We start from the raw sequence: 23,772 nt of genomic DNA on the forward strand, positions 1-23,772 counted from the left end.
TATTACCAATTAGGGTTTTGAACCATATTCTTATTTTTTATTACTTCCGAATAAGGAATCGGATAGAAATAACGTTTATTGTCCCATTGTACATTGAGTACAGCTTGCGGAACATAGGTCGTGGAAGTCTGTGATTTAGTGATGTACATTCCTTGAATAGGCTGTGCATAGACCTGTTCGGCAAGTCGCCAACGACGAATGTCCCAATAGCGATGCTCTTCAAAAGCTAATTCAATGCGGCGTTCATTCTGAATCACTTTGCGCATTTCGGCTTGCGTCAAATTGTGTGTCTGCTCATTGGTTGTTAGTCCATACAAATTCTTTTCACCAGGTTCGATACCTGCACGTCGGCGCAGGGCGATGATAGCATCATATACAGCTTGCGAAGGAGTAGACAAATATTCGTTTTCGGCTTCGGCAAAGTTCAGAAGTATTTCGGCGTAACGGAACATCACCCAGTTGTGTTGTGTGTCTTGATATTCGTTGGCTGCTTCGAAATCACCCATAAACTTGCGCATGTAATAACTCGTGAGCGAGTATGACGAACCAAGAGGATTATTGGCTCCACCTTGCCAAGTTTCCATCGTAGAGTTCACCCATGACGAACCATTGTGTATAATGGTATATTCCAAACGTGGATCACGTTGTGCGTAAGGAAGCTGTTCATTGTATTCATATTTACCTTTATCATTGATAAAGTGACCGTCTTTCATTAAAAAGGCATCGACTAAATTCTGTGTGGGATTGGTGCGGCCGTTTCCTTGTTTGGCACCGCTAAGTCCCAATGGACCGTTAGCTGTTTCCACCGTCTTATCCATTGCGTTTTCACGGAAGAAGATAACTTCTTTATGTTCGTTTGAATACCAATTGGTAAATACATTTTTGAAATTATCGTCAAGTCCCATGATAGCTCCGTCACCTGTTCCGTACGTGTTAATAAAGTTGCGGGCGGCATCGGCTGCTATTTTCCAACGTTCGCGATCATAAGAGGCATATCCTATCAACTCATTACCAGATTCAATGGGCTTTTCGTTGAATAACGGACTTGCTGCATAGAGCAATACACGAATCTTCAGTGCCTGGGCAGCCTGCGTGTTTACTACGTGTGCGCTAGCGGCGGCGTCAGGTAGTGGCAGCGAACGAAGGTCATCTTTGATATCGTCAAGCTCACTTACAATATACTTGATACATTGCTCGAACGTGCTACGTGGCAATTCGATGTTTTCGTTCAATTCGTACACTTTATCACCGATAATGGGCACTCCACCGTAGCGCTTCACCAATTCAAAATAGAAGTAAGCACGCAGGAACCGGGCTTCGGCTTTCATAGAATCATTGAGCCTGCGTGTATTACCGAGTGCATCAGTGTAAGTAGTGTTGAAAGGTACTACGTCAATGCCACTCAACAGAATGTTCACGCGGCGAATCACCAAATAAGGGTCGCTCCAAATCATATCCGAGTTAATAAAATTGGAGGCACTGTAACGTCCGATGGCCAGTTTGTATACATCGGACTCGGACGAAATAACAGAGAGCGCATCGTCGGAAGCGGCATCCAGGTAGTCACCATTTACGCCGTTGTGTCCATTACGCATGTAATAGTAGATGCGGTTGAGGTATTTACGTACTACAGTTCCGTTGGAGTCGGTCTTCGAGAAGAGGTAATCTTCTGTAAACATATCTACAGGCGTACTCTCATAACTGTCTGTACATGCGGCAGCACTCAATAACAGCATAAATGCTCCTACTGCCCATGTGCCATATTTATTTTGTTTCATATCCATCATTTTTATTAGAAGTTAAGATTGATTCCAGTCGTAATGGTGCGCTGTAACGGATAGCTGGTGAAGGTAACTTCAGGGTCTTGCAAGCGGGTACGTGACCATGTGAGTAAATTTTGTCCCTGTACAAATATTTTCACGCGCAGTCCGCCTAAGTAATTACGGCAGAAGTTTTCGGGTAGTTTGTACGATACGGTGGCGTTCTTGAGACGAATGTAGTTTCCGTTCTGTACAAAGAGTGAAGAGTTCCAGTTGTTTCCGTAGTTGTACATATTGCCTCCGGCAGTCAGTCTCGGATACGTAGCTGTTTCAGCTGTTTCGGGTGTCCAACGATTCAGCAAATTGGTGTAAGCTTGTCCGTAGCTTTGTCCGATCACTTGGAACCCTTCGAGCAACGTGCGGTCGCTATTATATAAGTCGCGGTTGTAAGCACCTTGGATAAGTGCTGTAACTTCCAACCCTTTCCATTCAAAGCCTAAATCAATACCAAAATAGCAGGTCGGTTTGTCGCCACCAATCACAGTACGGTCGAATTCGTTGATTTCGCCGTCACCGTTCATGTCTTTGTATTTCACGTCACCCGCTTGAATATTGTTGAAGCCGTTCATTACGGGATAACCATCGGCTATGTCTTTAGCTGTGAGGAATCCGGTAGCTACCAATCCGTAGATGGTACCGGTGGGTTGACCTGTCATTTTCAGATAGTCGTAAGGTACGTATTGCTCGTCCATGAACAACCGTTTGTTCTGTTCCATACTCCAGTTGGCTGATACATAATAGTTCACTTTACCGATGTGATCTTGCCAGCTAAGTTGTGTTTCCAATCCGTAGTAACGTGTTTTTCCGATATTTTCTGCCGGATAAGCAATACCCAGCAATTCGATGCTCTTACCACGTGATTGCAATATGTCATAGTAGTAGTCATTGTAATAGTCGGCCGAGAGAGTCAAACGATTCTTTAACAAGGTTAAATCTAAACCTACATTGACCTTCCTTCCTTTTTCCCATGTCAGGAGGGTATTAGCCAATGGGGATATTTCCGACACTGAACCTCCGTTGCTCATGGATGTACCGTTGCTATACCAGAATCCGCCATCTTCATTGTATCTCTTTAAATAGCTGAAGTAACCGGCATTGTCGATTCCGTTTCCTGTATGACCGTATGTGGCACGTAACTTGAGTTGGTCTATCTTCGATGCCTCCATAAACTTCTCTTTGCTGATATCCCAACCCAGACCTACTGCCCAGAATGTTCCCCAGCGACGTCCATTGTCATAGCGGTTGTAATAACTTTCCGTTACGGCTGCTTGCGCGAAGTATTTGTTATCGTAATTGTATTCAACTTTCTGTCCGATGTTCGACGGAATCATAGGCAGGTCGTAGTTGTTGAGTATAGTACGTGTATCGCCCCAAAGTGAAGCTTTTACACCATGCATACCGAATTGGCGTTCCCAGTCTACATACATTTTGCCATACATATATTGGTACGTCGATACTGAACGGTAACTGTTGGTTTGTGAACTTACATCTCCATACTTGTCATAAGCCTCGTTGCCTTGTTGGGTTATGCTGTATTGAAATACTTGTGCCTGTTTGGTACGAACGATAGCATTGCGCACTTGCGATGAGATGTTTCCCGTTGCACCAACAGAAAGTCCTCTCACCAATTTATCGAAGTCATATTTCAAATTAATGGTTCCTACGACGTCGCGGGTATTGCTTGAGATATATCCCGAACCAGTGGTCTGTGCATAGAGGTTTTGGGTATACGAAGCGTTACCACCATACGTACCGTTGGGATTTAAGACGGGATAAGCATTGTTGGGAGTTTGCCATACGTTGCTCAAAAGGTCGCTGTATCCTGTCCCCGAAATACCTCCAGGTTGGTTTCCTTCCTCTATACGTCCCATTAAAGACATGCTTACCTTAAATTCATCTGTCACGTTGATGTTTACCTTCGATGTGATGAGATACCGGTTGTACTTGAAATTGGTGTTGTAGCTATTAGCATCGCTCGTCTTGAACAATCCGTTTTCGCTGTAATATCCCAAACTTACAAAGTATTGAGCCACCCGTCCGCCACCTGTTACATTCAGATTATAGGCTTGCGACGTAGTAGAATTGTTCATAATAGCATCTTTCCAATTTACGTCGGGATGCAGATAAGGGGAAGTTCCATTACGATAGGCTTCGAAATCATCATACGTATAGAGTGGTGATTTGCCATCATTGAGCAATGCTTCGTTGAGCAAATAAGCATATTGATAAGCCGAAAGTGGATTTGGGCCAGATTTCAATGCACTGGATATACCAAACTTTCCGGTGAGTGAGAGATGGAAACCACCTTTTGCATCAGGATTTTTGGTAGTAATAATCAATGCACCACGTGAACTGCGCATTCCTAAAAACATATTGGAAAGGGCATCCTTTTGAATGGTAACCGATTCAATGGCTTCGGGATCTATGGAATACAGGTCACGTTCTACACCGTCGACAATGGCTACAGGCGATTGTCCGCGTGCTGAAATGAGAAACTCCGAATTATCTCCGTAGATACCTCCACCTACATTAGGAATAGCTCCCACTATATCGGATTTAGTATTGGCATCAGTCCGTAACAGTTGCATGCCACGGAAAGGTGATACATTAAGACCTTTCAATCGTCCTTGCAATCCGGTAAGGATGGTGGCTGACTGATATTTTATCAAGTCGTTGGTATAAACCGTCGAAGATGCCCCTAGGGTATTACTTTTAGTGTGATCCACACTGTCTATCGGTGCATCTTGTGCCTTTAGTGCGACGGCAGCTATACATAGTAGTCCCGTCGTTATCATTTTATACATATTCTGTTTCATTATCAGTAGAATATAAGGTTATCACTCGCAATAGAACGTATATATGAATGGTTCCTTCTGCGGAGGAAGAGGTATATTTAACATTACGAAGTCATCATCAGACTGTGTAACGGAGATAGATCCATCGGCATTAGTGAAGGCATATTCAATACTTACAAGCTCTGTTCCTTCAGGTACATTGAAGAACCCTTCCGGCCAGAATGTGATATTGTATGTTTTGGTATACTGATTCTCTCGTTTCATCAGGGTCTTGTCACTCTTCTCATTTACGGTATAACGGTGTCCGTCGCTAGCTACCGCCGTTCCTTCAAAATAGATCTTATCGGCCTTGACAAGTGCATTTTCGTCGTCCATGCCTCCAATGAAGCTAAAGGTTACAAAGTCGTTTTGCAATGCTGTTAATGGAGTGGTTTTGTTGAAGTGTTCGCTACAGAAGTCAGTGACAAGTCCTTCACCTTCTACTACCTCAAAACATCCGGCTTCCTCACATTTCTTTGCATCTGCACTTGTACTGAAGTTATCGTCAGTACTGTTAATAAAGAATGATGGTTTGAAACGCAGATTTTTGTTTCCTACCGGTACACGGACATAGATTGTAAAATGAATTTCATCTGCGACACCGTTATAGGGTCTTGTCCAATAGGCTGCCCATTCCATATCTTCCAGAATATTGGTACCGACACCGTATTCCTGCATGAGAGCAGCCGACCACGACAATCCTGGTTTGTTGCTAGGTTGTTCGGTCAATGGGATAAGCGTCATGTTTTGCTCACCTATATTCGGATCAAATGTATCTTCTGTGTACGAAACCCTGGCATTTTGTGCCAGATTCCAACTCTTAGGAGCCAAAAAACCGAAAACAAGTCGTTTGTCATTGCGTGGGTCTCCTTGAACCTTAATGTGTCCATGCATTTTGAAAGTAGCAGTCGTTCCGGCCTTTGCATAGTTTACGGCTTTTCCATCTATCATTTGGGTTATATCGACAGAATCGATAAAGAGGCAACTCATAACGATGAAAGTCATAAGTATAGTTGATAACGCTACGATGTGCCGTTTGCGTTGAAGCAAGCTGATTAATTTCTTTTTCATAAAGCGTTATGATTTTTAGTTTTCTGATATTTTCTTGAATACATAGGTGTAGGTATTCGAACCACACCCGGGGCTATGAGTAATCACGATGTTACGTTCGCCATTGGTAATGGGGAATAGGATATCGGTACTGGCCTGCTCCGTGGCTCCATCCTCTGTGAAATAGAGGCGAAAAGGATAATAGATATCGTCAACTTTCCACGTGCCATTGTGGCGTACCACAAAAGGCAGATAGTTTTCAATTGTGTACTTACCATCTTTCTTCAGGTCAATTTGGAACTGGCTGAAGTCCATGGTTTCGGTAATATCATTACTGTTGCGGCTCACTGTGGTGAGTTGCCACGTGCCTGATATGTCTTTGACCTGCTCCGTGTTTTTGTCAGGATCAGCAGGAGCAGAGAACGTATCACACGATGTCACAAGCAGAGTAGTCAGCAAGGCTATTGCCGCCAAATGTATGCTATGTTTCATATTTAGGGTATTTTATTAATTATAGTAGGGATTCTGTAGCAAATCTTTCGACTTCACCGTTTCATTGTAAGGAATTGGGAAGAAGTACATAGCCGGACGCCATACATGCGTGCGTACATCAAATTCTTTCCAAGTCTTTGTTCCGTCAGTGGCGCGAGTGATTTCAATGCCATGCATGGTTTTGCTTTCGGTTTGCGGAGCAATCATCCAGCGGCGTACATCAAAGAAGCGATGTCCTTCAAAAGCAAATTCAAGGCGGCGTTCTTCCTGAATGGCTTGGCGCATCTGTTTTTGTGTCATATTCTTTTTAAGTCCATACATACCATCTGCACCGGGCTCGATGCCGGCACGCTTGCGAATGAGTTTTAATATGGGATAGCAACCAAGTTGTTGTCCGCCTAGTGTTTCTTCGAAATCGGGCCCATGATATTCATTGGCTGCTTCAGCATACATCAGTAAAATGTCGGCGTAACGTATCAGTGGATCGTTGTGACGGCTTGGGTTCCATGTACTACCTTTACATAAGCGATCACATCCCTTGCGTACATAGAAACCAGTGGCAGTGCCTTGGTATACGGCATCGCTTGTTTGCCCTACGCCAATCCATGTGTTAACAACTGTGGTAGCACTGTAAGTATCGTCAGCAGGGACCAAAGCACCATCATAAATCACGGTGTTGTTGAAACGTGGATCACGATTTTGAGCGGGATTCAGAGGATCGAATGTGTATTGGCTGTTGTTAATGGGTTTACCGTCAATCATAGGGAAGGCATCTGCCAATTCTTTGTATATGTACCCGCCGTGGCGTGTTCCGGAGTGACTTCCACTAGGTGGATAGTAAGCAGCTTCATGTCCGGACTCACGTTGATACTTACGGTCGAGGATATTGCCGGCAAAGGCTCCGTTATTGTTTTTACCATCATCATCGGTTAAATTGGCATTTCGTGTATCACCGGCTTGGAATACGACGTAGAATCCGAAACCTGGTTCGGCTTTGCCGTTCAAATCTTTACTTCTAATAAAGAGATTATAGGTTCCTAGGTTGATTACTGCGCGGGCAGCATCCATTGCCGTTTTCCAACGTTCTTTATCATAAGAGGGATAGCCTACTAATTCTTTGGTATCAGTAGGAGCGAAATCACTTCCATTGAATAATGGACTAGCTGCATAGAGGCAGACACGGGCTTTAAGACCCAATGCCGCTGCCGATGAGGCGCGACCGTTTTCTTGACCTGTTCGTCGCACGGGAAGTACATTGAGTTGGACGATAGAGTCACATTGATGGGACACATACTCTACACATTCCGCCCATGTGTTGCGCGAGGTTTTCATTGTCGAAGTAGCATCATACACGTTATTACCGATAATAGGTACACCACCGTAGTGTTTCATCAGAATGAAGTAGTACCAGGCACGCAAGAAAAGTGCTTCGGATATGTATTGAGCTTTCCGGCTCTGTACCATCGGTGATCGGTCGATGTTGGCAAGGAATACGTTACACCGGCGAATGTTAGTGTAGCATTTCGACCATGCATCATCACTCACCGTAACCGGATTAACCGTACCGGTAGCAAACATCATGTTTGTCCAGATGGTTGACGAAGGATAAAATTCAGCTTCGTCACAAGCGCTTTGCAGCCCACCACCATTAGCCAAAAGGTATGTCCATCGGTTGTAGTTGATATCAAACCCGATATCGGTATAAATTCCGGTCAGGAAGTTGGCGGTATACGTACTATCTGCAAAAACGGTCTCACGATTTAAATCCGAAGTTTGGGTTTGATCGAGGAAACTGTCATTACAGGACGCAACTGTTCCTAAAAATAGGAGTAGCGTTAATGATTTCATGTACAATTTCATAGTAAAACTTATAAAATTAAAATTAAACAATTTAAAGCCAATAAGCCGAGACTAATTCACGACTTGAATTTGTATTAAGACGATTGACAAGATATACACCACTAAACACAATACTTTTTTTTCACGTATTATTATTCAGTGAAAAGGTCATTGTATTATTCGAGCAATGATAGTAAATCAAATACATCTAAAGAAAGAATTATCCGAATTAGTGGTTTTTCATTCCTGAATCGTCTTTATCCTAAACTCTAATAGTATAACATTATGAGACGCATCTTTTTGTCAACCTTTATGGCTTGTATTATCGGCTTTACAGGTGCAGAAACAAATTAAATAATCTTAAATATCTTATTAAACATGAAACCAATTCATCTTATCCTAAGTATCGCACTCCTCGCCGGAGGAGCATGTGGTGACCAGCAAGAACCTTATTACGGCAATTCAGAAGTGAAGATGCCTCAAATTGATTCCGAATGGAATCTCGAACTAATGCCAAATCGATCAGGACAATATTGGAAAGTGTTCGTCTACAAAGACTTGAAATACAATGCCCTTTTCACTCGGTCGTTGGGCTGGAATGGAGGAGACGGTGTGTTCACCACTGGTTTGCCTGACGGGAATATATTTTGGTCGTTCAATGATAGCTTCTATGGCGTAATCAATGAAAATCGTTCACGAGGTAATTGTAGTTTCCCTCGTAACAGTATTATGGTACAAACACCTGGTGAGAAGGATGAAAATCTTGTTTGGTTAGCTGATTACGTACAAACCAACGATCCTAATGCGGATAGATACTATCAGGTACGTACTCACATTCGTCATCCGAAAGCTACACTATCGGATGAAAAAATACAAGCTGGAGAAATCGATCAGGATTATCTTTATTGGGCAGGAGATGCTACGATATATAACAATCAGATGCAAATGTTGTGGGGAGCCGTTGATAATACCGATCCGAACAACTTGATGCGCCGCTTTGGTACTTGCTTGGCTACTTATAGCTTGGAAGGAAAGCCGGGTGATGCTACTTATATGAAACTTATCAGTCGTAATGATAATTTTAACGACCACACTTTAGGTTATGGCGACACTATGTGGGAAGACGAAGACGGACATATCTATCTTTACACAACTTCCAATTATAAGGTGGCTGTGGCACGTACCGCTACACGCGACCTTGGCAGCCAGTGGGAATATTATGTGGCCGATCCGCAAGGACATTTCTCGTGGACAACGCAGTACCCCTCAACCCAAGATGCTGAAAATTCTACAATTATCCCTTTGGAAAGTGCATGTTCTATGCCTTGGGTATTTAAAAAAGGTGATACCTACTACATGATCGGACAATCCATGTGGTTCGGGAGAGACGTGCTGATGTTCCGTAGTAAGCACCCTTATGGGCCGTTTGTCGACCAAAAGACTCTCTTTACATTGCCCGAATTTCTTGATAAGATTGGCGAACAACGTTATCAACATGTTTATATGGTAAATATTCATCCGGCTTTATCACGTACCGGTGAATTGGTGATCTCTACCAATACAGACTGTTCCAACTTTTGGGATAATTTCAATGCACCGGGTAGTGCTGACTTCTATCGTCCTTATTTCTACCGTGTATTTAATTGGGAATCATTGTACGATAACGATGCTCCACTTGAGTAAAAGGATTTACTATCTCTGACGTTGATCATAAGTTTCATTGGGCTGATGCTGTGATTGATGGTAATTCCATCATCGTCTCATCTCCTGAAGTTGCTTTCCCAATAGCAGTGCGTTATGCTTGGGCAGATAATCCAATTTGTAATTTATACAATGGAGTTAACCTTCCGGCGTCCCCTTTCCGTACAGATGACTGGCAGGGTATTCTTATGGTAATAAATAGATATAGTTGTTTCGATTTGCCAAGTGAAATAGATGTAACACATAAAAAAATAACCATGAACAAGCTCATTTATTTAGTAATTTTCTCTTTCTTATCAACAAGTATATATGCCCAAATGAAAGATCTTGTGCAATATGTCAATACACTGCAAGGTACCGACTCTCATTTCGGATTAAGTTATGGAAATACATACCCTACTACCGGTATGCCTTATGCCATGCATACGTGGTCTGCCCAAACAGGGAAAAATGGAGAAGGCTGGAAATATCAATATGCGGTAGATAATATCAGAGGATTCTGCCAGTCTCACCAATGCAGTCCGTGGATGAGTGATTATGCAGTGTATTCCTTTATGCCGATGGTAGGGAAGTTAGTCGTTAATCAGGAGATGCGGGCAACGAAGTTCAGCCATGATAATGAAATTGCCAAGCCGCATTATTATAAAGTGATGCTGGATAATGGAATTACAACCGAGATGGCTCCAACTACTCGTGGTGTACATTTACGCTTTTCTTATCCCTCTACCGAAGACGCCTATCTGGTAATTGACGGATATACAGATATGAGTGAAATCAAGATTGATCCGGTTAAGAGACAAATTTCCGGTTGGGTGAATAACCAACGTTTTGTAAATAACTCTAAGACATTCCGTAGTTACTTTGTAGTGCAGTTCGATAAAGCATTTGAGGATTACGGTATGTGGGAAAATCAGAAAGATGAGATTTTCCCTAAAAAGTTGGAAGGAGAAGGCAAAGGCTATGGTGCTTATATCAAATTTAAGAAAGGATCGAAAGTACAGGCAAAGGCTGCTTCTTCCTATATCAGCGCAGAGCAGGCTGTGATTACACTGAACGACGAACTGGGTAAAGATAAGAATTTGGAAGCCACCAAAATACGTGGACATAAAACGTGGAATGAATTATTGAACAGAATCCAGGTAGAAGGTGGAACAGACGAACAAATGAAGACTTTCTATTCCTGCCTGTTCCGTGCCAATCTCTTCTCACGCAAATTCTATGAACGTAAAGCGAACGGTGAACCTTATTATTATAGTCCTTATGATGGCAAAGTATATGACGGATATATGTATACCGATAATGGTTTCTGGGACACTTTCCGTTCTCAATTTCCATTAACTAATATTCTTCATCCTACTATGCAGGGACGTTACATGAATGCCTTGCTTGCCGCACAAGAACAATGCGGATGGTTACCTTCCTGGTCAGCTCCCGGAGAAACAAGGAGGAATGTTGGGTAATCACTCCATTTCATTATTGGCAGATGCGTGGGCAAAAGGGATTCGGACTTTTGATCCGGAGAAAGCTCTGAAAGCCTACGCACACGAAGCCATGAATAAAGGTCCTTGGGGAGGTGCCAACGGACGTGGTTTCTGGAAAGAATATTTTGAACTGGGATATGTTCCTTATCCGGAATCAATGGGATCGAGTGCACAGACAATGGAATATGCATACGATGATTTCTGTGGCTACCAACTGGCTAAAATGACCGGAAACAAACACTATCAGGAAGTCTTTGCCCGTCAGATGTATAATTATAAAAACGTATTCGATCCGTCTATCGGTTTTATGCGTGGAAAAGGCGTTGATGGTAAATGGCAGGAACCGTTTGACCCATTGGAGTGGGGTGGACCTTTCTGCGAAGGTAATGCCTGGCATTATACCTGGTCCGTATTCCATGATGTAGAAGGATTAATAGACTTGTTCGGAAGCGACCAAAGATTTACGACCAAAATGGATTCGGTATTCACCCTTCCCTGCACTATTAAACCGGGAACTTACGGAGGAGTGATCCATGAAATGAAAGAAATGGAATTGGCGGGTATGGGACAATATGCACACGGCAATCAGCCGATTCAGCACATGCCTTATTTGTATAGCTATGCCGGCCAGCCATGGAAAACACAGTATTGGGTACGCCAGATCGTTGAAAGATTGTATAATTCCACAGAAAGAGGATATCCGGGAGACGAAGACCAGGGTGGTATGTCATCATGGTATATCTTGAGCTCATTAGGCATTTATGCCGTTTGTCCGGGTACGGATGAGTATGTAATTGGCAGTCCGTTATTTAAGAAAGCTACTATAACGATGGAAAACGGTAATAAATTCGTGATTGAAGCGGACAACAATAGTAAAGAGAATCTCTATATCCAGTCTGCTACCTTAAATGGACGTGTGTTGGATAAGAATTTTATCAGATACGACGATATAGCAGACGGAGGAATTATCCGTTTTGAAATGGGAAGTCAACCGAATAAAGAACGATGTACGTCGAAGTATGCTGCTCCTTTCTCATTGTCGAAAGAATAAGAAACTAAAAAGATATAAGAAGAATACAGTATGAAAAATAAGATTTTAACAGGTTTGTTATTGGTTTTGATTGGAGGGTGGGGGAGTCTCTCGGCGCAGAACGTCGGGAGTAATTATGCCCGTCAGGTAAATACCCTGATAGGAACGAAGGGCGTGGGTTTGACTTCGGGATATCTTTATCCCGGAGCCACCTATCCATACGGAATGGTGCAGTTCACCCCCTCTTATTTTTCCAAACGTTCCGGATTCGTCATCAATCAGTTGAGTGGTGGCGGTTGCGAGCACATGGGTAACTTTCCCACTTTTCCGGTAAAAGGTAAACTGAAGATGTCTCCGGACAATATTCTCAATTACCGTATCAATATTTCTGAAGAAAAAGGACACGCCGGTTATTATGAAGCAAAGGTGCAGGAAGATATTCATGCAAAACTGACAGTAACCGAAAGGACCGGTATGGCGAGTTATGAATATTCGGCAGATCAGCAATATGGTACGGTAATTATCGGTGGAGGCATTTCCGCAACTCCGATAGATCAGGCCGCCATCGTCATTACTGCACCGAATAAGTGTGAAGGATATGCAGAAGGCGGTAATTTCTGTGGACTCCGTACACCGTATAAAGTCTATTTTGTAGCAGAGTTTGATACGGATGCGTTGGAATCGGGAACATGGAAAAGAAATGAACTGAAACCGAACACAACTTTTGCCGAAGGAGAATACTCCGGAGTCTATTTTACATTTGATGTAAATAAGAAGAAAAATATCCAATATAAGATTGGGGTTTCTTATGTATCAGTAGAAAATGCACGCGAGAATCTGAAAGCGGAGAATACCGGATGGGATTTCCTGCAGATTCAGAATCAGGCAGAATCCAAATGGAATCATTATTTGGGTAAGATTGAAGTAGAAGGAAGCAATCCGGATCGTACCACTCAATTTTATACCCATCTGTATCGTTCATTCATTCACCCAAATGTATGCAGCGATGTGAACGGAGAATACATGGGAGCTGACTTCAAAGTGCATAAATCCCGTTCCAAGCACTATACTTCTTTTAGCAACTGGGATACCTATCGTACACAGATTCAACTATTATCAATCCTTGATCCTGAAGTAGCCTCTGATATTGTTATTTCTCACCAATTGTTTGCCGAAGAAGCTGGTGGTGCTTTCCCGCGTTGGGTGATGGCTAATATAGAGACCGGCGTGATGCAAGGAGATCCGACTCCTATCTTGATATCCAATGCTTACGCTTTTGGTGCCCGCAATTATGACCCGAAACCGATTTTCAAAACCATGAGAAAAGGAGCGGAAGAACCGGGAGCAATGTCACAGGAGGTTGAGGCTCGTCCGGGACTGAAACAGTATTTGGATAAAGGATATTACAACGCTTCTATACAACTAGAATATACTTCCGCTGATTTTGCAATCGCACAATTTGCCTTACATGCCGTAGGAGATGAGTTTGCAAGCTGGCGTTATTTCCATTTCGCACGTTCATGGAAGAATCTGTATAACCCGGAAACCGGATGGCTGCAATCACGTAATCCGGATGGTTCGTGGAAACCACTGACTGAAGATTTCCGTGAATCGACCTATAAGAATTATTTCTGGATGGTGCCATACGACATTGCCGGTCTGATAGAAATCATTGGAGGCAAAGCAGCGGCAGAAAAACGTCTGGATGAATTCTTTACTCGTCTGGATGCCGGTTATAATGATGCCTGGTTCGCTTCCGGCAATGAACCGAGCTTCCACATTCCCTGGATATACAACTGGGTAGGAACTCCCTATAAAGCACAGGAGATTATTAACCGTGTATTGAATGAACAATATTCAAGTAAAATTGATGGTCTGCCGGGCAATGATGATTTAGGGACGATGGGCGCCTGGTATGTGTTCGCTTGTATCGGTCTTTATCCCGAAATACCGGGAGTGGGAGGCTTTACGGTGAACACTCCGATATTCTCATCCGTGAAAATTCATTTGAAGAAAGGGGATATGGTGATAAAAGGCGGTTCGGAAAAGAATATTTATATCAAGTCCATGAAGCTGAACGGTAAACCGTATGACAGTACATGGATCGATTGGGACCAACTGAATAATGGGGCTACAATAGAATACACTACCTCGTCCAAGCCTGACGTGAAGTGGGGAACTAAAGTGACACCTCCCTCTTTTCCTTAAAGCAAATTAACGAGGCATATAAGTTTATATCATAAATTTAGGCACGGATTACACGGATTAACGCTGTTGTTCTATATATTCATCACTCTAAAAACCGTGAAATCCGTGTAATCCGTGCCTCCTAACCATCTAAGATTATTTTGTAAAAGTACTTATTTATAATATCAAACGTGAAAATGAAAAGAAAACTACAAAACATAGCTTATCTACTGATGGCTGCCGCATTAGTCACTTCCTGTGGCGGGAAGAAGCAGACATCTGAATTCCCGGATTGGGCATGGGCAGATTTCCAGCGTCCGGAAGGTATTAATCCGATTATTTCTCCTGACACTACAACCTTTTTCTATTGTCCGATGAGACAGGATTCAGTAGCATGGGAAGCGAGTGATACGTTTAATCCCGCTGCTACTGTTTATAATGGAAAAGTAGTAGTCCTCTACCGGGCTGAAGATAACTCGGCAACCGGTATCGGATCACGTACCTCCCGTTTGGGATATGCCTCTTCTGACGACGGACTACACTTCAAACGAATGTCCGTACCTGTATTTTATCCGGCAGACGATAGTCAGAAAGAACTGGAAAATCCCGGCGGTTGCGAAGACCCACGTGTTGCTGTAACAGAAGACGGGCTTTACGTAATGCATTACACACAATGGAACCGCAAACAGGCACGTTTGGCAGTGGCCACCTCGCGTGATCTTCAAACGTGGGAAAAACATGGACCGGCTTTCGCAAAAGCATACAACGGAAGATTCATAGATGAATTTTCCAAATCTGCCTCTATCGTAACCAAATTAATTGACGGCAAACAAGTGATTGCCAAGATTGACGGCAAATACTGGATGTACTGGGGAGAAAAGTTTGTGAATGTATCCACTTCCACGGACCTTGTCAACTGGGAACCGATGTTGGATGAAAATGGAGAATTCCTGAAAGTGATGACTCCCCGCGCAGGTAAGTTCGACAGTGACCTGACCGAATGTGGTCCTCCTGCCATCCTGACTGACAAAGGAATCCTTTTATTTTATAACGGCAAAAATAAATCGGGCGCAGAAGGAGACACACTGTATACAGCCAACTCTTATTGCACCGGACAAGCCTTATTTGATGCCAAAAATCCTACTAAACTAATCGAACGCTTGGATAAACCTTTCTATATTCCCGAATCAGACTTTGAAAAGAGCGGACAATATCCAGCCGGAACCGTATTTATAGAAGGACTTGTATTCTACAATCAGAAATGGTTCTTATATTATGGCTGTGCCGATTCACGCGTGGCAGTTGCCGTATATGATCCTCTCAAAAAATAAAGAAAACGTTCATGAAGAAGATAACAATCTTTCTGTTTAGTGTTTGTCTTGCGCTGCAACTTGTGGCGCAAGAACAACATTATTTTATGAATCCGGTCATTCGGGGCGACATGCCCGATCCTTCCATCATCCGGATAGATGATACGTATTATGCCACAGGTACCTCTTCCGAGTGGGCTCCTTTCTATCCGGTATTTACCTCCAAAGATATGGTCAATTGGAAACAGGCAGGACATATCTTCTCTAAACAGCCTTCCTGGACTTCAAATTCGTTTTGGGCGCCAGAACTGTTTTATCACAATAGCAAAGTCTATTGTTACTACACCGCACGTCAAAAGAGTACCGGAATTTCCTATATCGGAGTAGCTACATCGGATTCTCCTTTACACGAATTTACCGATCATGGTCCGGTCATCACCTATGGCACAGAAGCTATTGACGCATTTATCTATGATGACAACGGACAGCTATATATCAGTTGGAAAGCGTATGGACTGGACAAACGCCCGATAGAACTATTAGGCTGTAAACTTTCTGCTGACGGATTGCACCTGAAAGGTGAACCATTCTCTTTATTGGTGGATGACGAAGAGATAGGCATGGAAGGCCAGTACCACTTCAAACAAGGGGACTACTATTATATTATATATTCAGCCCATGGTTGCTGTGGACCTTCCAGTAACTATGATGTATATGTAGCACGCTCTAAAAATTTCTGCGGACCTTATGAAAAATATACAGGAAATCCCGTTTTGCATGGTGGTGAGGGTGATTATCTCTCATGTGGTCATGGCACAGTCGTAAAGACTCCCGACGGAAAAATGTTTTATATGTGTCATGCTTATTTGAAAGGAGAAGGATTTTATGCCGGACGCCAACCTGTTCTGCAGGAAATGGAGATGACAGCAGACCATTGGGTGCGCTTTACAACGGGGAAACTGGCTATTGCCAAACAACCCATGCCTTTTAAAACTACCATCCAGCAGCCTCTTACCGATTTTGAAGATCACTTTACAGAAAACAAACTGAAAGTAGACTGGACTTGGAACTATCCTTATTCGGATATCAACATAGTACTGAAAAAAGGAAAGCTATCCCTATCCGGAACTCCGAAAAAAGACAATCAGCGAGGGACGGCATTATGCTTGCGTCCGCAGTCTTCTCATTACAGTTGCGAGACAAAAGTGATTCACGCTAATGAGAGTTTGCAGGGATTAACTTTATACGGTGACGATAAGAATCTGATAACCTGGGGAGTCAAAGGAAAACAGTTGCAGTTGAAATTTATAAAAGAAAATTCCGAATCCATCCTTTATGAATCCGGTGCTGTTGATAAAGACATCTATTTGAAGATAGAAGTCGAACAAGGCTGTATTTTCAACTTCTATAAAAGTAAAGATGGAAAGATCTGGAACCCCATACTGGACACTCCCTTAAAAGGAGAATCCCTGATTCGTTGGGACAGGGTGCAACGTCCGGGGTTGCTTCACTGTGGAGCGAAAGAGGTTCCGGCGGAATTTGCCTATTTCAGAATGATAAACCTGAAATAGACGAAACGCATGAAGAGTGATAGAATTAATGTATATAAACTTATAGTATTTATAAAATAGAAATTAAGACATGAAAAAACTTTTTGTATTGATTGCAGCGGCTTGTATGACATGTACTGCTGCGTTTGCACAAACTGTGAAACCTTTTAAGGAGGGTGAGAGAGCAGTGTTCCTGGGAAATAGTATAACGGATGGTGGTCATTACCATTCATACATCTGGTTATATTATATGACTCGTTTTCCGGATATGCCTATCCGTGTTTTCAACGGTGGTATTGGTGGAGATACGGCCTATGATATGAACAAACGCCTGGATGGAGATATTTTTGTGATGAAACCTTCCGTGTTGATGGTTACTTTTGGTATGAATGATTCCGGATATTTTGAATACAACGGTGATAAGCCCAAAGAATTCGGTGAGCAGAAATATCAGGAAAGTATAAAGAATTACCAGCAGATGGAGAAACGTTTTAAAGATCTTCCTGATACCCGTATCGTGATGGTCGGGACTTCTCCGTATGATGAAACCGTACAACTCAAAGAGAATACACCGTTCAAGACAAAAAATGAAACCATCAAACGGCTTGTTGAATATCAGAAAGAATCGGCAGCTAAGAATAATTGGGAATTTACCGATTTAAATGCTCCTATGACAGCTATTAATCAGCAATATCAGCAGAAAGATCCTACCTTTACCCTTTGTGGCAGTGACCGTATTCATCCCGATAACGACGGACACATGGTAATGGCCTATCTTTTCCTGAAAGCCCAGGGATTTGTAGGTAAAGAAGTAGCGGATATGGAGATTAATGCTAATAAAAAACAAGTCGTTAAGTCGGAAAATTGTACCGTTTCAAATATAAAGAAGAACGGAAAAGATTTGAGTTTTGACTATTTGGCAGAAGCTCTTCCTTATCCTTTAGATACTATTGCCCGTGGTTGGGGACAGAAAAAGAGCCAGGCAGAAGTGCTGAAAGTTGTTCCTTTTATGGAAGAGATGAACCGTGAAACGTTGAAAGTAACAGGACTGAAAGGCAATTATAAGTTGTTGATAGACGATGAAGAAATTGGAATCTGGAGTGGAGATGAACTGGCAAAGGGCATTAATCTTGCTGCTGAATCCAAAACTCCCCAATACCAACAAGCATTGACGGTGATGCACTTGAATGAATATCGTTGGGAAATTGAAAGAACATTCAGAGAATATGCGTGGTGTGAATTCGGCTTTTTCCAGCAAAAGGGATTGTTGTATGCTGACGACAGAAAAGCGATCGAGGTGATGGATGAAAATTTGGATAAAAACGTTTGGTTGAAGGGACGTCGTGATATGTATTCAAAGATGATGTTTGAAGCTGTCCGTGATGCTCGCCAACAGGAAATGGATGTTCTTATCAATAAAATTTATGAAATAAATAAGCCTGTTGTAAGAAAGATTTTACTTAGAAAGGTCTGATGTGATAACAGCGTAGAAATACGATAGAATACTCACCGTAATGAGAAAGAATTCTCACTATAATGAGAACTTTTTCTCATTGCGATGAGTATTTTTTCTCATTACAGTGAGTATCGTTGAGAATATATGAATAGATAAGTACTCTTTGTAATAGCCTGATAATGTACTCCTTATTGTAGCTTTTGCATTAAACAGACTACCTTTATTGAATTCTTAATTCTTTTTCCAGAAATCGGAAGTGAAAAGCAATAATACTGTAAACAATTCCAAGCGTCCCAAGAGCATTAAGAAAGAAAGCAGCCATTTGGCAGCATCAGGCAATGCACTCCATGAGAAAGCCGGACCACATCTGCCGAGGCCTGGTCCCATATTACCTATGCTTGAGATTACGGTTCCTATTGATTCCAGAAAACCGACTCCTAAGCCCATCATGACAAGTACACTGATGATAACAATGACCACATACAAAAAGGTGAAAGCCAATACAGTAGACTGAATGGAAGGGGAAATAACTTGCTTATTTACCCGCACCGGGAGTATGGCGTTAGGGTGAAGAATATGTTTGAATTCATTTTTCACTACTTGAAACAGGATAACCATACGAATACACTTGATACCTCCTGTTGTACTGCCGGCACAAGCTCCGATAATCATCACAATAATGAGGCAGCCCCAGAGGATAGAAGGCCAGAGCATATAGTCAGCTGTGACGAATCCCGTAGAAGTTTGCAATGAAACCACTTGGAAAAGCGATTTTCGGAATGCCTCCTCTACTCCCATAGAAGAAGTCTGATGGAGCCAGATAGCAATGAATAGAGTGAAGAATGAAACACAAATAAAGTAGAACTTCAGTTCCGCATCATGTAGGAACTTCTTAATCTTCCCATTAAACATCAACAGCAGCAACGTGAAGTTAATACCTGAAAGGAACATGAAAATGGAAATTACATAGTCTATGTAAGGTGAATGGTAATATTCAATGCTGGCCTGTTTGGTAGAGAACCCACCAGTGCTGGTCGTAGCAAAAGCATGACATACACTGTCGAATATACTCATGCCACCACCTATTAATAAAATAATCAGCGTTCCCGTCATTCCGGCATAAATACCCCAAATCCATTTAGCAGTGATGCCAATGCGAGGATGCACTTTATCATGAGTAGGTCCACTGGCTTCTGCTGCGAACACCTGAATTCCGCCCACACCGAAAATCGGCAGAACGGCAATGGTGAAGAATACAATACCCAAACCACCTATCCATTGCGTCATAGCCCGCCAGAAAAGTATTCCGTGGGGCATCGACTCTATATTATTCAGAATAGTGGCACCTGTACTGCTAAATCCGGACATCGTCTCAAAAAATGCATCCGCAACATTGGGAATATATCCTCCTATATAATAAGGTAACATTCCGAAAAGGGAAAAGGTAACCCATGCTGCGCTGACGATGACATATCCATCGCGGCGATTCAGGGATTTCACTGCGTCTTTCCCGATGGCAAGCAGCAGAAAGCCAATACAGGCTGTGACAGCAGATGAAATCAGGAAACTCTGCAAGTCATTCTCTTTATAAAAAAGAGAAACCGCTCCACAACATAACAGCATTGCTGTTTCTATCAGAAGCAGAAAGCCCAGAATCCGGAATATCATCTTTGAATTAATCATAAATTGGTTTAGTTATCTTATGCTTAATTAAAGAACTTCTCAATCTTTTTAATCATCATACTCAGGCAGAATACGACTACATGGTCGCCGGGACGGATTTGTGTATCACCCGTCACCAAGATACCTTCTCCGTTGCGGATCATTCCTCCGATGGTAGTACCCTTCGGGAGTCCCAGGTCCTTAATCAGGTGTTTGGTGATTTTAGCACCTTCCGGTACAGTGAATTCAGCAACGTCCGCATTGGCAAAAGTAAGACATTTCACATTAGACACATCGGCATCCAACATCATTTGGTAGATATGGCTGGCAGCAATCATTTTTTTATTGATAACAGTACCGATGTCAAGGCTTTCCGCCATACCGATATAGTCGATATTCTCCACTTCTGCCACTGTCTTTTCCACTCCCATACGTTTAGCGGCAAGACAGGCTAGAATATTCGTTTCCGAGTTACCGGTCAGAGCAACAAATGCTTCGGTATTCTTTAGTCCCTCTTCGATGAGCAAATCCATATCGCGACCATCTCCGTTGATAATCATTGTCTTATCATCCAGTAACTCCGTAAGGCGGTTGCAACGGTTCAGATCATTATCTACTATTTTCACCTGCATATAGTCCGGCACATATTGTGCGGTACGGACTGCGATACGGCTTCCCCCCATAATCATCACATTGCGTACGTCGGCATAATCTTCCTTGCCGGCTATCTTACGAATATAAGGAATATACTTGCGGGTAGTGGTGAAATAAACAATATCATGCAATTTAATGACATCGTCTCCACGGGGAATAATCGTTTCCGTTCCACGTTTGATGGCTACTACGTGATAAGGTATGTTAGGACCGCCTAGCTGATGCAGCGGTATATTCAGGATTTCAGCCTTTTCGCGCATCTTCGTGCCAATCAGAACTAGAGAACCTCCACAGAACTCCCACCATTGGCGTACCCAGCTCATACGCATGGAAGATACGATTTCTTTGGCAGCCAGCATTTCCGGGTAAATCAGAGAATCTACTCCCAACTTCTGGAAAAACTCTTTATTTTTGGGCAGAAGATATTCGTAATTGTCGATACGTGCCACTGTCTTTTTAGCTCCCAGATTGGTAGCCAGCATACAGGCAGTCATGTTACGGCTTTCGTCCGGTGTGACTGCGATAAACAGGTCGGCTTCTTTGACGCCCACTTCTTTCAATCCGGAGATGGAAGAAGGAGAAGCGGCAACAGTCAGCAAGTCAAAATTGGCACTAAGAGCGCTTAGTTTCTCTTCGTCATCATCCATCAAGATGATATCTTGCTTTTCGCGCGATAACAACTTGGCCAAATGGGTGCCTACGTTGCCGGCACCGGCAATAATAATCTTCATGTCAATTGATAAATTCTTTTATTTTAGTCAGAATCCCTTCTTCATCCATGCCGCACAGTTGATACAGTTCGGCAACTGATCCATGCTCTACAAATAGGTTGGGGATACCGATACGCTTCACGGTTGGTTTGTATTCGTTGTCTGCCATAAATTCAAGGATAGCACTACCCATACCGCCTTTGATAATCCCGTCTTCGATAGTCAGGACACGTTGGAATTTGCGTCCTACCTCATGTAATAGCTCTTCGTCCAGCGGTTTCAGGAAACGCAAATCGTAATGGGCGATCGACAGACCGAAATCAGCTTCTGCCCGGGTGATGGCACGGGCGGCTACGTTTCCTATCGGTCCGATAGTAATCACTGCAAGGTCGCTACCCTCTTTCAGTTTCCGTCCTTTTCCTACCGGGATCTCTTCTAGCGGACATTTCCAGTCCACCAGTACGCCGCGTCCACGGGGGTAACGGATCACGAACGGTCCCTTGTCCGGCAATTGTGCCGTATACATCAGGCGACGTAATTCATGTTCGTCCATCGGGGAACTGATAGTCAAATTAGGGATCGGGCGTAAACATGCCATATCAAAAGCTCCGTGATGAGTAGGACCGTCTTCGCCAACCAATCCGGCGCGGTCGAGGCACAAAACAACAGGGAGATTCTGAATCGCTACGTCGTGGATGATATTATCATGCGCCCGTTGCATAAAAGAAGAATAGATATTGCAGAATGGTTGCAGTCCGTCTTTTGCCATCCCACCGGAGAAAGTAACCGCATGTCCTTCGGCGATGCCTACATCAAACGCACGTTTGGGCATTTTCTCCATCAGTATATTCATCGAACAACCGCTAGGCATGGCGGGAGTGACACCGACAATCTTCGGATTGGCTTCGGCAAGCTCTACCAATGTATTTCCGAATACATCCTGGAAAAGCGGAGGCATTCCTTCAGTGTTGGCAATGAAACGTTCGCCGGTGACCGGATCGAATTTGCCGGGAGCATGCCATTCGGTAGCGTGTTTCTCCGCCGGACCGAATCCTTTTCCTTTGATAGTATGTAGATGCAGGATTTTAGGTCCTTGCATATCTTTGATATCACGTAATACTCTTGCCAGGTTCTTTACGTCGTGTCCGTCTATCGGACCGAAGTAACGGATATTCATCCCTTCGAAAATATTCTGTTGCTGTGCAGCCATTGATTTCAGGCTGTTCCCGAAACGTATGAGCGCTTTGCGACGTTCTTCGTTTAGGATGCCGAGCTTGAATAACATGCGCGAGAGCTTGAAACGTAACTGATTATAGCGGTTGGAAGTTGTCAGGTTGAAGAGATATTGCTTCATACCTCCTACACTACGGTCAATGGCCATATCATTGTCATTCAGGATAATGAGCAGGTTGTTCGACGTGGCAGATGCATTGTTCAGCCCTTCAAAAGCCAGTCCGCCACTCATGGAACCGTCACCGATGATGGCTACTACATGGCGTTTGACATCTCCTTTTCTGGCGGCTGCGACAGCCATACCGAGAGCTGCAGAAATAGAATTGGAAGCATGTCCGCACGTGAAAGTATCATATTCGCTTTCTTCCGGAGACGGGAAAGGGCGGATTCCTCCGAGTTTCCTGTTCGTAGAAAAGGCTTCACGGCGTCCTGTCAGTATTTTGTGGCCGTATGCCTGATGTCCCACGTCCCATACAATACGGTCATAAGGTGTATTGTAGACGTAGTGTAAAGCTACGGTCAGCTCCACTGTTCCCAGACTGGCAGCAAAATGCCCCGGGTTGCAGCAAAGTTCTTTAATAATGTCTTGCCTTAATTCACTACATACCTCCGGCAGTTGCTCTACGTCTAGTCTTCGCAGGTCGTCAGGATAATTGATAGTGTTTAGCAAGTTATATATCGGTTCATTCTTCATGATTCGAGGAAATTTAGTGCAAAAATACGAAAAGAAAGTATATTCGCCCCCCTTTTTTTTATAAAATCT

At 43.1% G+C, this 23,772-nt stretch carries 13 protein-coding genes and 1 pseudogene; 6 read left to right on the plus strand and 8 right to left on the minus strand.

Annotation, left to right across the window (positions count from 1 at the left end; translation table 11 throughout):
• Positions 1-2: 2 nt before the first annotated feature.
• Genes BSAG_RS17970 through BSAG_RS17950 form a run of 5 tightly spaced genes read right to left on the minus strand, consistent with a single transcriptional unit; the run spans position 3 to position 8,056 of the window.
• Complete coding sequence (locus BSAG_RS17970) at positions 3-1,778, minus strand: RagB/SusD family nutrient uptake outer membrane protein (RefSeq protein WP_004320977.1); 1,776 nt, start codon at positions 1,776-1,778, stop codon at positions 3-5.
• 14 nt (positions 1,779-1,792) lie between these two features.
• Positions 1,793-4,624, minus strand: a complete 2,832-nt coding sequence (locus BSAG_RS17965; RefSeq protein WP_004320976.1) for a SusC/RagA family TonB-linked outer membrane protein — start codon at positions 4,622-4,624, stop codon at positions 1,793-1,795.
• Positions 4,625-4,657: 33 nt separating this feature from the next.
• Positions 4,658-5,725, minus strand: coding sequence for a DUF4961 domain-containing protein (locus BSAG_RS17960; RefSeq protein WP_004301483.1), 1,068 nt, complete (start codon positions 5,723-5,725; stop codon positions 4,658-4,660).
• A 15-nt stretch (positions 5,726-5,740) separates the two neighbouring features.
• On the minus strand, positions 5,741-6,196 hold the full coding sequence (locus BSAG_RS17955; RefSeq protein WP_004301484.1) for a DUF5004 domain-containing protein: 456 nt from the start codon (positions 6,194-6,196) through the stop codon (positions 5,741-5,743).
• 15 nt (positions 6,197-6,211) lie between these two features.
• Positions 6,212-8,056 (minus strand): RagB/SusD family nutrient uptake outer membrane protein, encoded by a 1,845-nt coding sequence (locus tag BSAG_RS17950; protein WP_004301485.1) that lies wholly within the window; start codon positions 8,054-8,056, stop codon positions 6,212-6,214.
• Positions 8,057-8,413: 357 nt separating this feature from the next.
• Here BSAG_RS17950 and BSAG_RS17945 point away from each other — a divergent pair, with 357 nt between their 5' ends.
• The 6 genes and pseudogenes from BSAG_RS17945 to BSAG_RS17925 all read left to right on the plus strand — a co-directional run bounded on the left by BSAG_RS17945 (position 8,414) and on the right by BSAG_RS17925 (position 18,768).
• Positions 8,414-9,718, plus strand: coding sequence for a DUF5005 domain-containing protein (locus BSAG_RS17945; RefSeq protein WP_004301486.1), 1,305 nt, complete (start codon positions 8,414-8,416; stop codon positions 9,716-9,718).
• A 275-nt stretch (positions 9,719-9,993) separates the two neighbouring features.
• Positions 9,994-12,268: pseudogene (locus BSAG_RS0222655) on the plus strand (GH92 family glycosyl hydrolase).
• 30 nt (positions 12,269-12,298) lie between these two features.
• Entirely contained in the window at positions 12,299-14,455 is a 2,157-nt protein-coding gene (locus BSAG_RS17940; RefSeq protein ID WP_004315046.1) for a GH92 family glycosyl hydrolase, read from the plus strand.
• Positions 14,456-14,631: 176 nt separating this feature from the next.
• Entirely contained in the window at positions 14,632-15,765 is a 1,134-nt protein-coding gene (locus BSAG_RS17935; RefSeq protein ID WP_008997377.1) for a glycoside hydrolase family 130 protein, read from the plus strand.
• 11 nt (positions 15,766-15,776) lie between these two features.
• A complete protein-coding gene (locus BSAG_RS17930) occupies positions 15,777-17,315 on the plus strand; it encodes a family 43 glycosylhydrolase (protein ID WP_004315048.1) in 1,539 nt (512 codons plus the stop codon).
• Positions 17,316-17,385: 70 nt separating this feature from the next.
• Positions 17,386-18,768 (plus strand): SGNH/GDSL hydrolase family protein, encoded by a 1,383-nt coding sequence (locus BSAG_RS17925; protein WP_004315049.1) that lies wholly within the window; start codon positions 17,386-17,388, stop codon positions 18,766-18,768.
• A 213-nt stretch (positions 18,769-18,981) separates the two neighbouring features.
• On the opposite strand, the gene BSAG_RS17920 is transcribed toward BSAG_RS17925, so the two are convergent.
• From BSAG_RS17920 to dxs, 3 genes are read right to left on the minus strand one after another with little or no spacing between them, the layout of a single operon-like run.
• Complete coding sequence (locus tag BSAG_RS17920) at positions 18,982-20,433, minus strand: TrkH family potassium uptake protein (RefSeq protein WP_004315050.1); 1,452 nt, start codon at positions 20,431-20,433, stop codon at positions 18,982-18,984.
• Positions 20,434-20,456: 23 nt separating this feature from the next.
• Positions 20,457-21,797: a Trk system potassium transporter TrkA gene (gene trkA, locus BSAG_RS17915; RefSeq protein ID WP_004305310.1), complete on the minus strand. Its 1,341-nt coding sequence runs from the start codon at positions 21,795-21,797 to the stop codon at positions 20,457-20,459.
• A gap of 1 nt (position 21,798) precedes the next feature.
• Positions 21,799-23,703, minus strand: a complete 1,905-nt coding sequence (gene dxs / locus BSAG_RS17910) for a 1-deoxy-D-xylulose-5-phosphate synthase (RefSeq protein WP_004315051.1) — start codon at positions 23,701-23,703, stop codon at positions 21,799-21,801.
• Positions 23,704-23,772: the final 69 nt, after the last annotated feature.

Source organism: Bacteroides sp. D1 (genome assembly GCF_000157095.2).
GTDB lineage: Bacteria > Bacteroidota > Bacteroidia > Bacteroidales > Bacteroidaceae > Bacteroides > Bacteroides xylanisolvens.

What these genes read in the sequence shown, in the direction of transcription:
- BSAG_RS17970 (WP_004320977.1), bottom strand. Translation starts at nt 1,778, where the DNA reads ATGAAACAAAATAAATATGGCACATGGGCAGTAGGAGCATTTATGCTG.
- BSAG_RS17965 (WP_004320976.1), bottom strand. Translation starts at nt 4,624, where the DNA reads ATGTATAAAATGATAACGACGGGACTACTATGTATAGCTGCCGTCGCA.
- BSAG_RS17960 (WP_004301483.1), bottom strand. Translation starts at nt 5,725, where the DNA reads ATGAAAAAGAAATTAATCAGCTTGCTTCAACGCAAACGGCACATCGTA.
- BSAG_RS17955 (WP_004301484.1), bottom strand. Translation starts at nt 6,196, where the DNA reads ATGAAACATAGCATACATTTGGCGGCAATAGCCTTGCTGACTACTCTG.
- BSAG_RS17950 (WP_004301485.1), bottom strand. Translation starts at nt 8,056, where the DNA reads ATGAAATTGTACATGAAATCATTAACGCTACTCCTATTTTTAGGAACA.
- BSAG_RS17945 (WP_004301486.1), top strand. Translation starts at nt 8,414, where the DNA reads ATGAAACCAATTCATCTTATCCTAAGTATCGCACTCCTCGCCGGAGGA.
- BSAG_RS17940 (WP_004315046.1), top strand. Translation starts at nt 12,299, where the DNA reads ATGAAAAATAAGATTTTAACAGGTTTGTTATTGGTTTTGATTGGAGGG.
- BSAG_RS17935 (WP_008997377.1), top strand. Translation starts at nt 14,632, where the DNA reads ATGAAAAGAAAACTACAAAACATAGCTTATCTACTGATGGCTGCCGCA.
- BSAG_RS17930 (WP_004315048.1), top strand. Translation starts at nt 15,777, where the DNA reads ATGAAGAAGATAACAATCTTTCTGTTTAGTGTTTGTCTTGCGCTGCAA.
- BSAG_RS17925 (WP_004315049.1), top strand. Translation starts at nt 17,386, where the DNA reads ATGAAAAAACTTTTTGTATTGATTGCAGCGGCTTGTATGACATGTACT.
- BSAG_RS17920 (WP_004315050.1), bottom strand. Translation starts at nt 20,433, where the DNA reads ATGATTAATTCAAAGATGATATTCCGGATTCTGGGCTTTCTGCTTCTG.
- trkA (WP_004305310.1), bottom strand. Translation starts at nt 21,797, where the DNA reads ATGAAGATTATTATTGCCGGTGCCGGCAACGTAGGCACCCATTTGGCC.
- dxs (WP_004315051.1), bottom strand. Translation starts at nt 23,703, where the DNA reads ATGAAGAATGAACCGATATATAACTTGCTAAACACTATCAATTATCCT.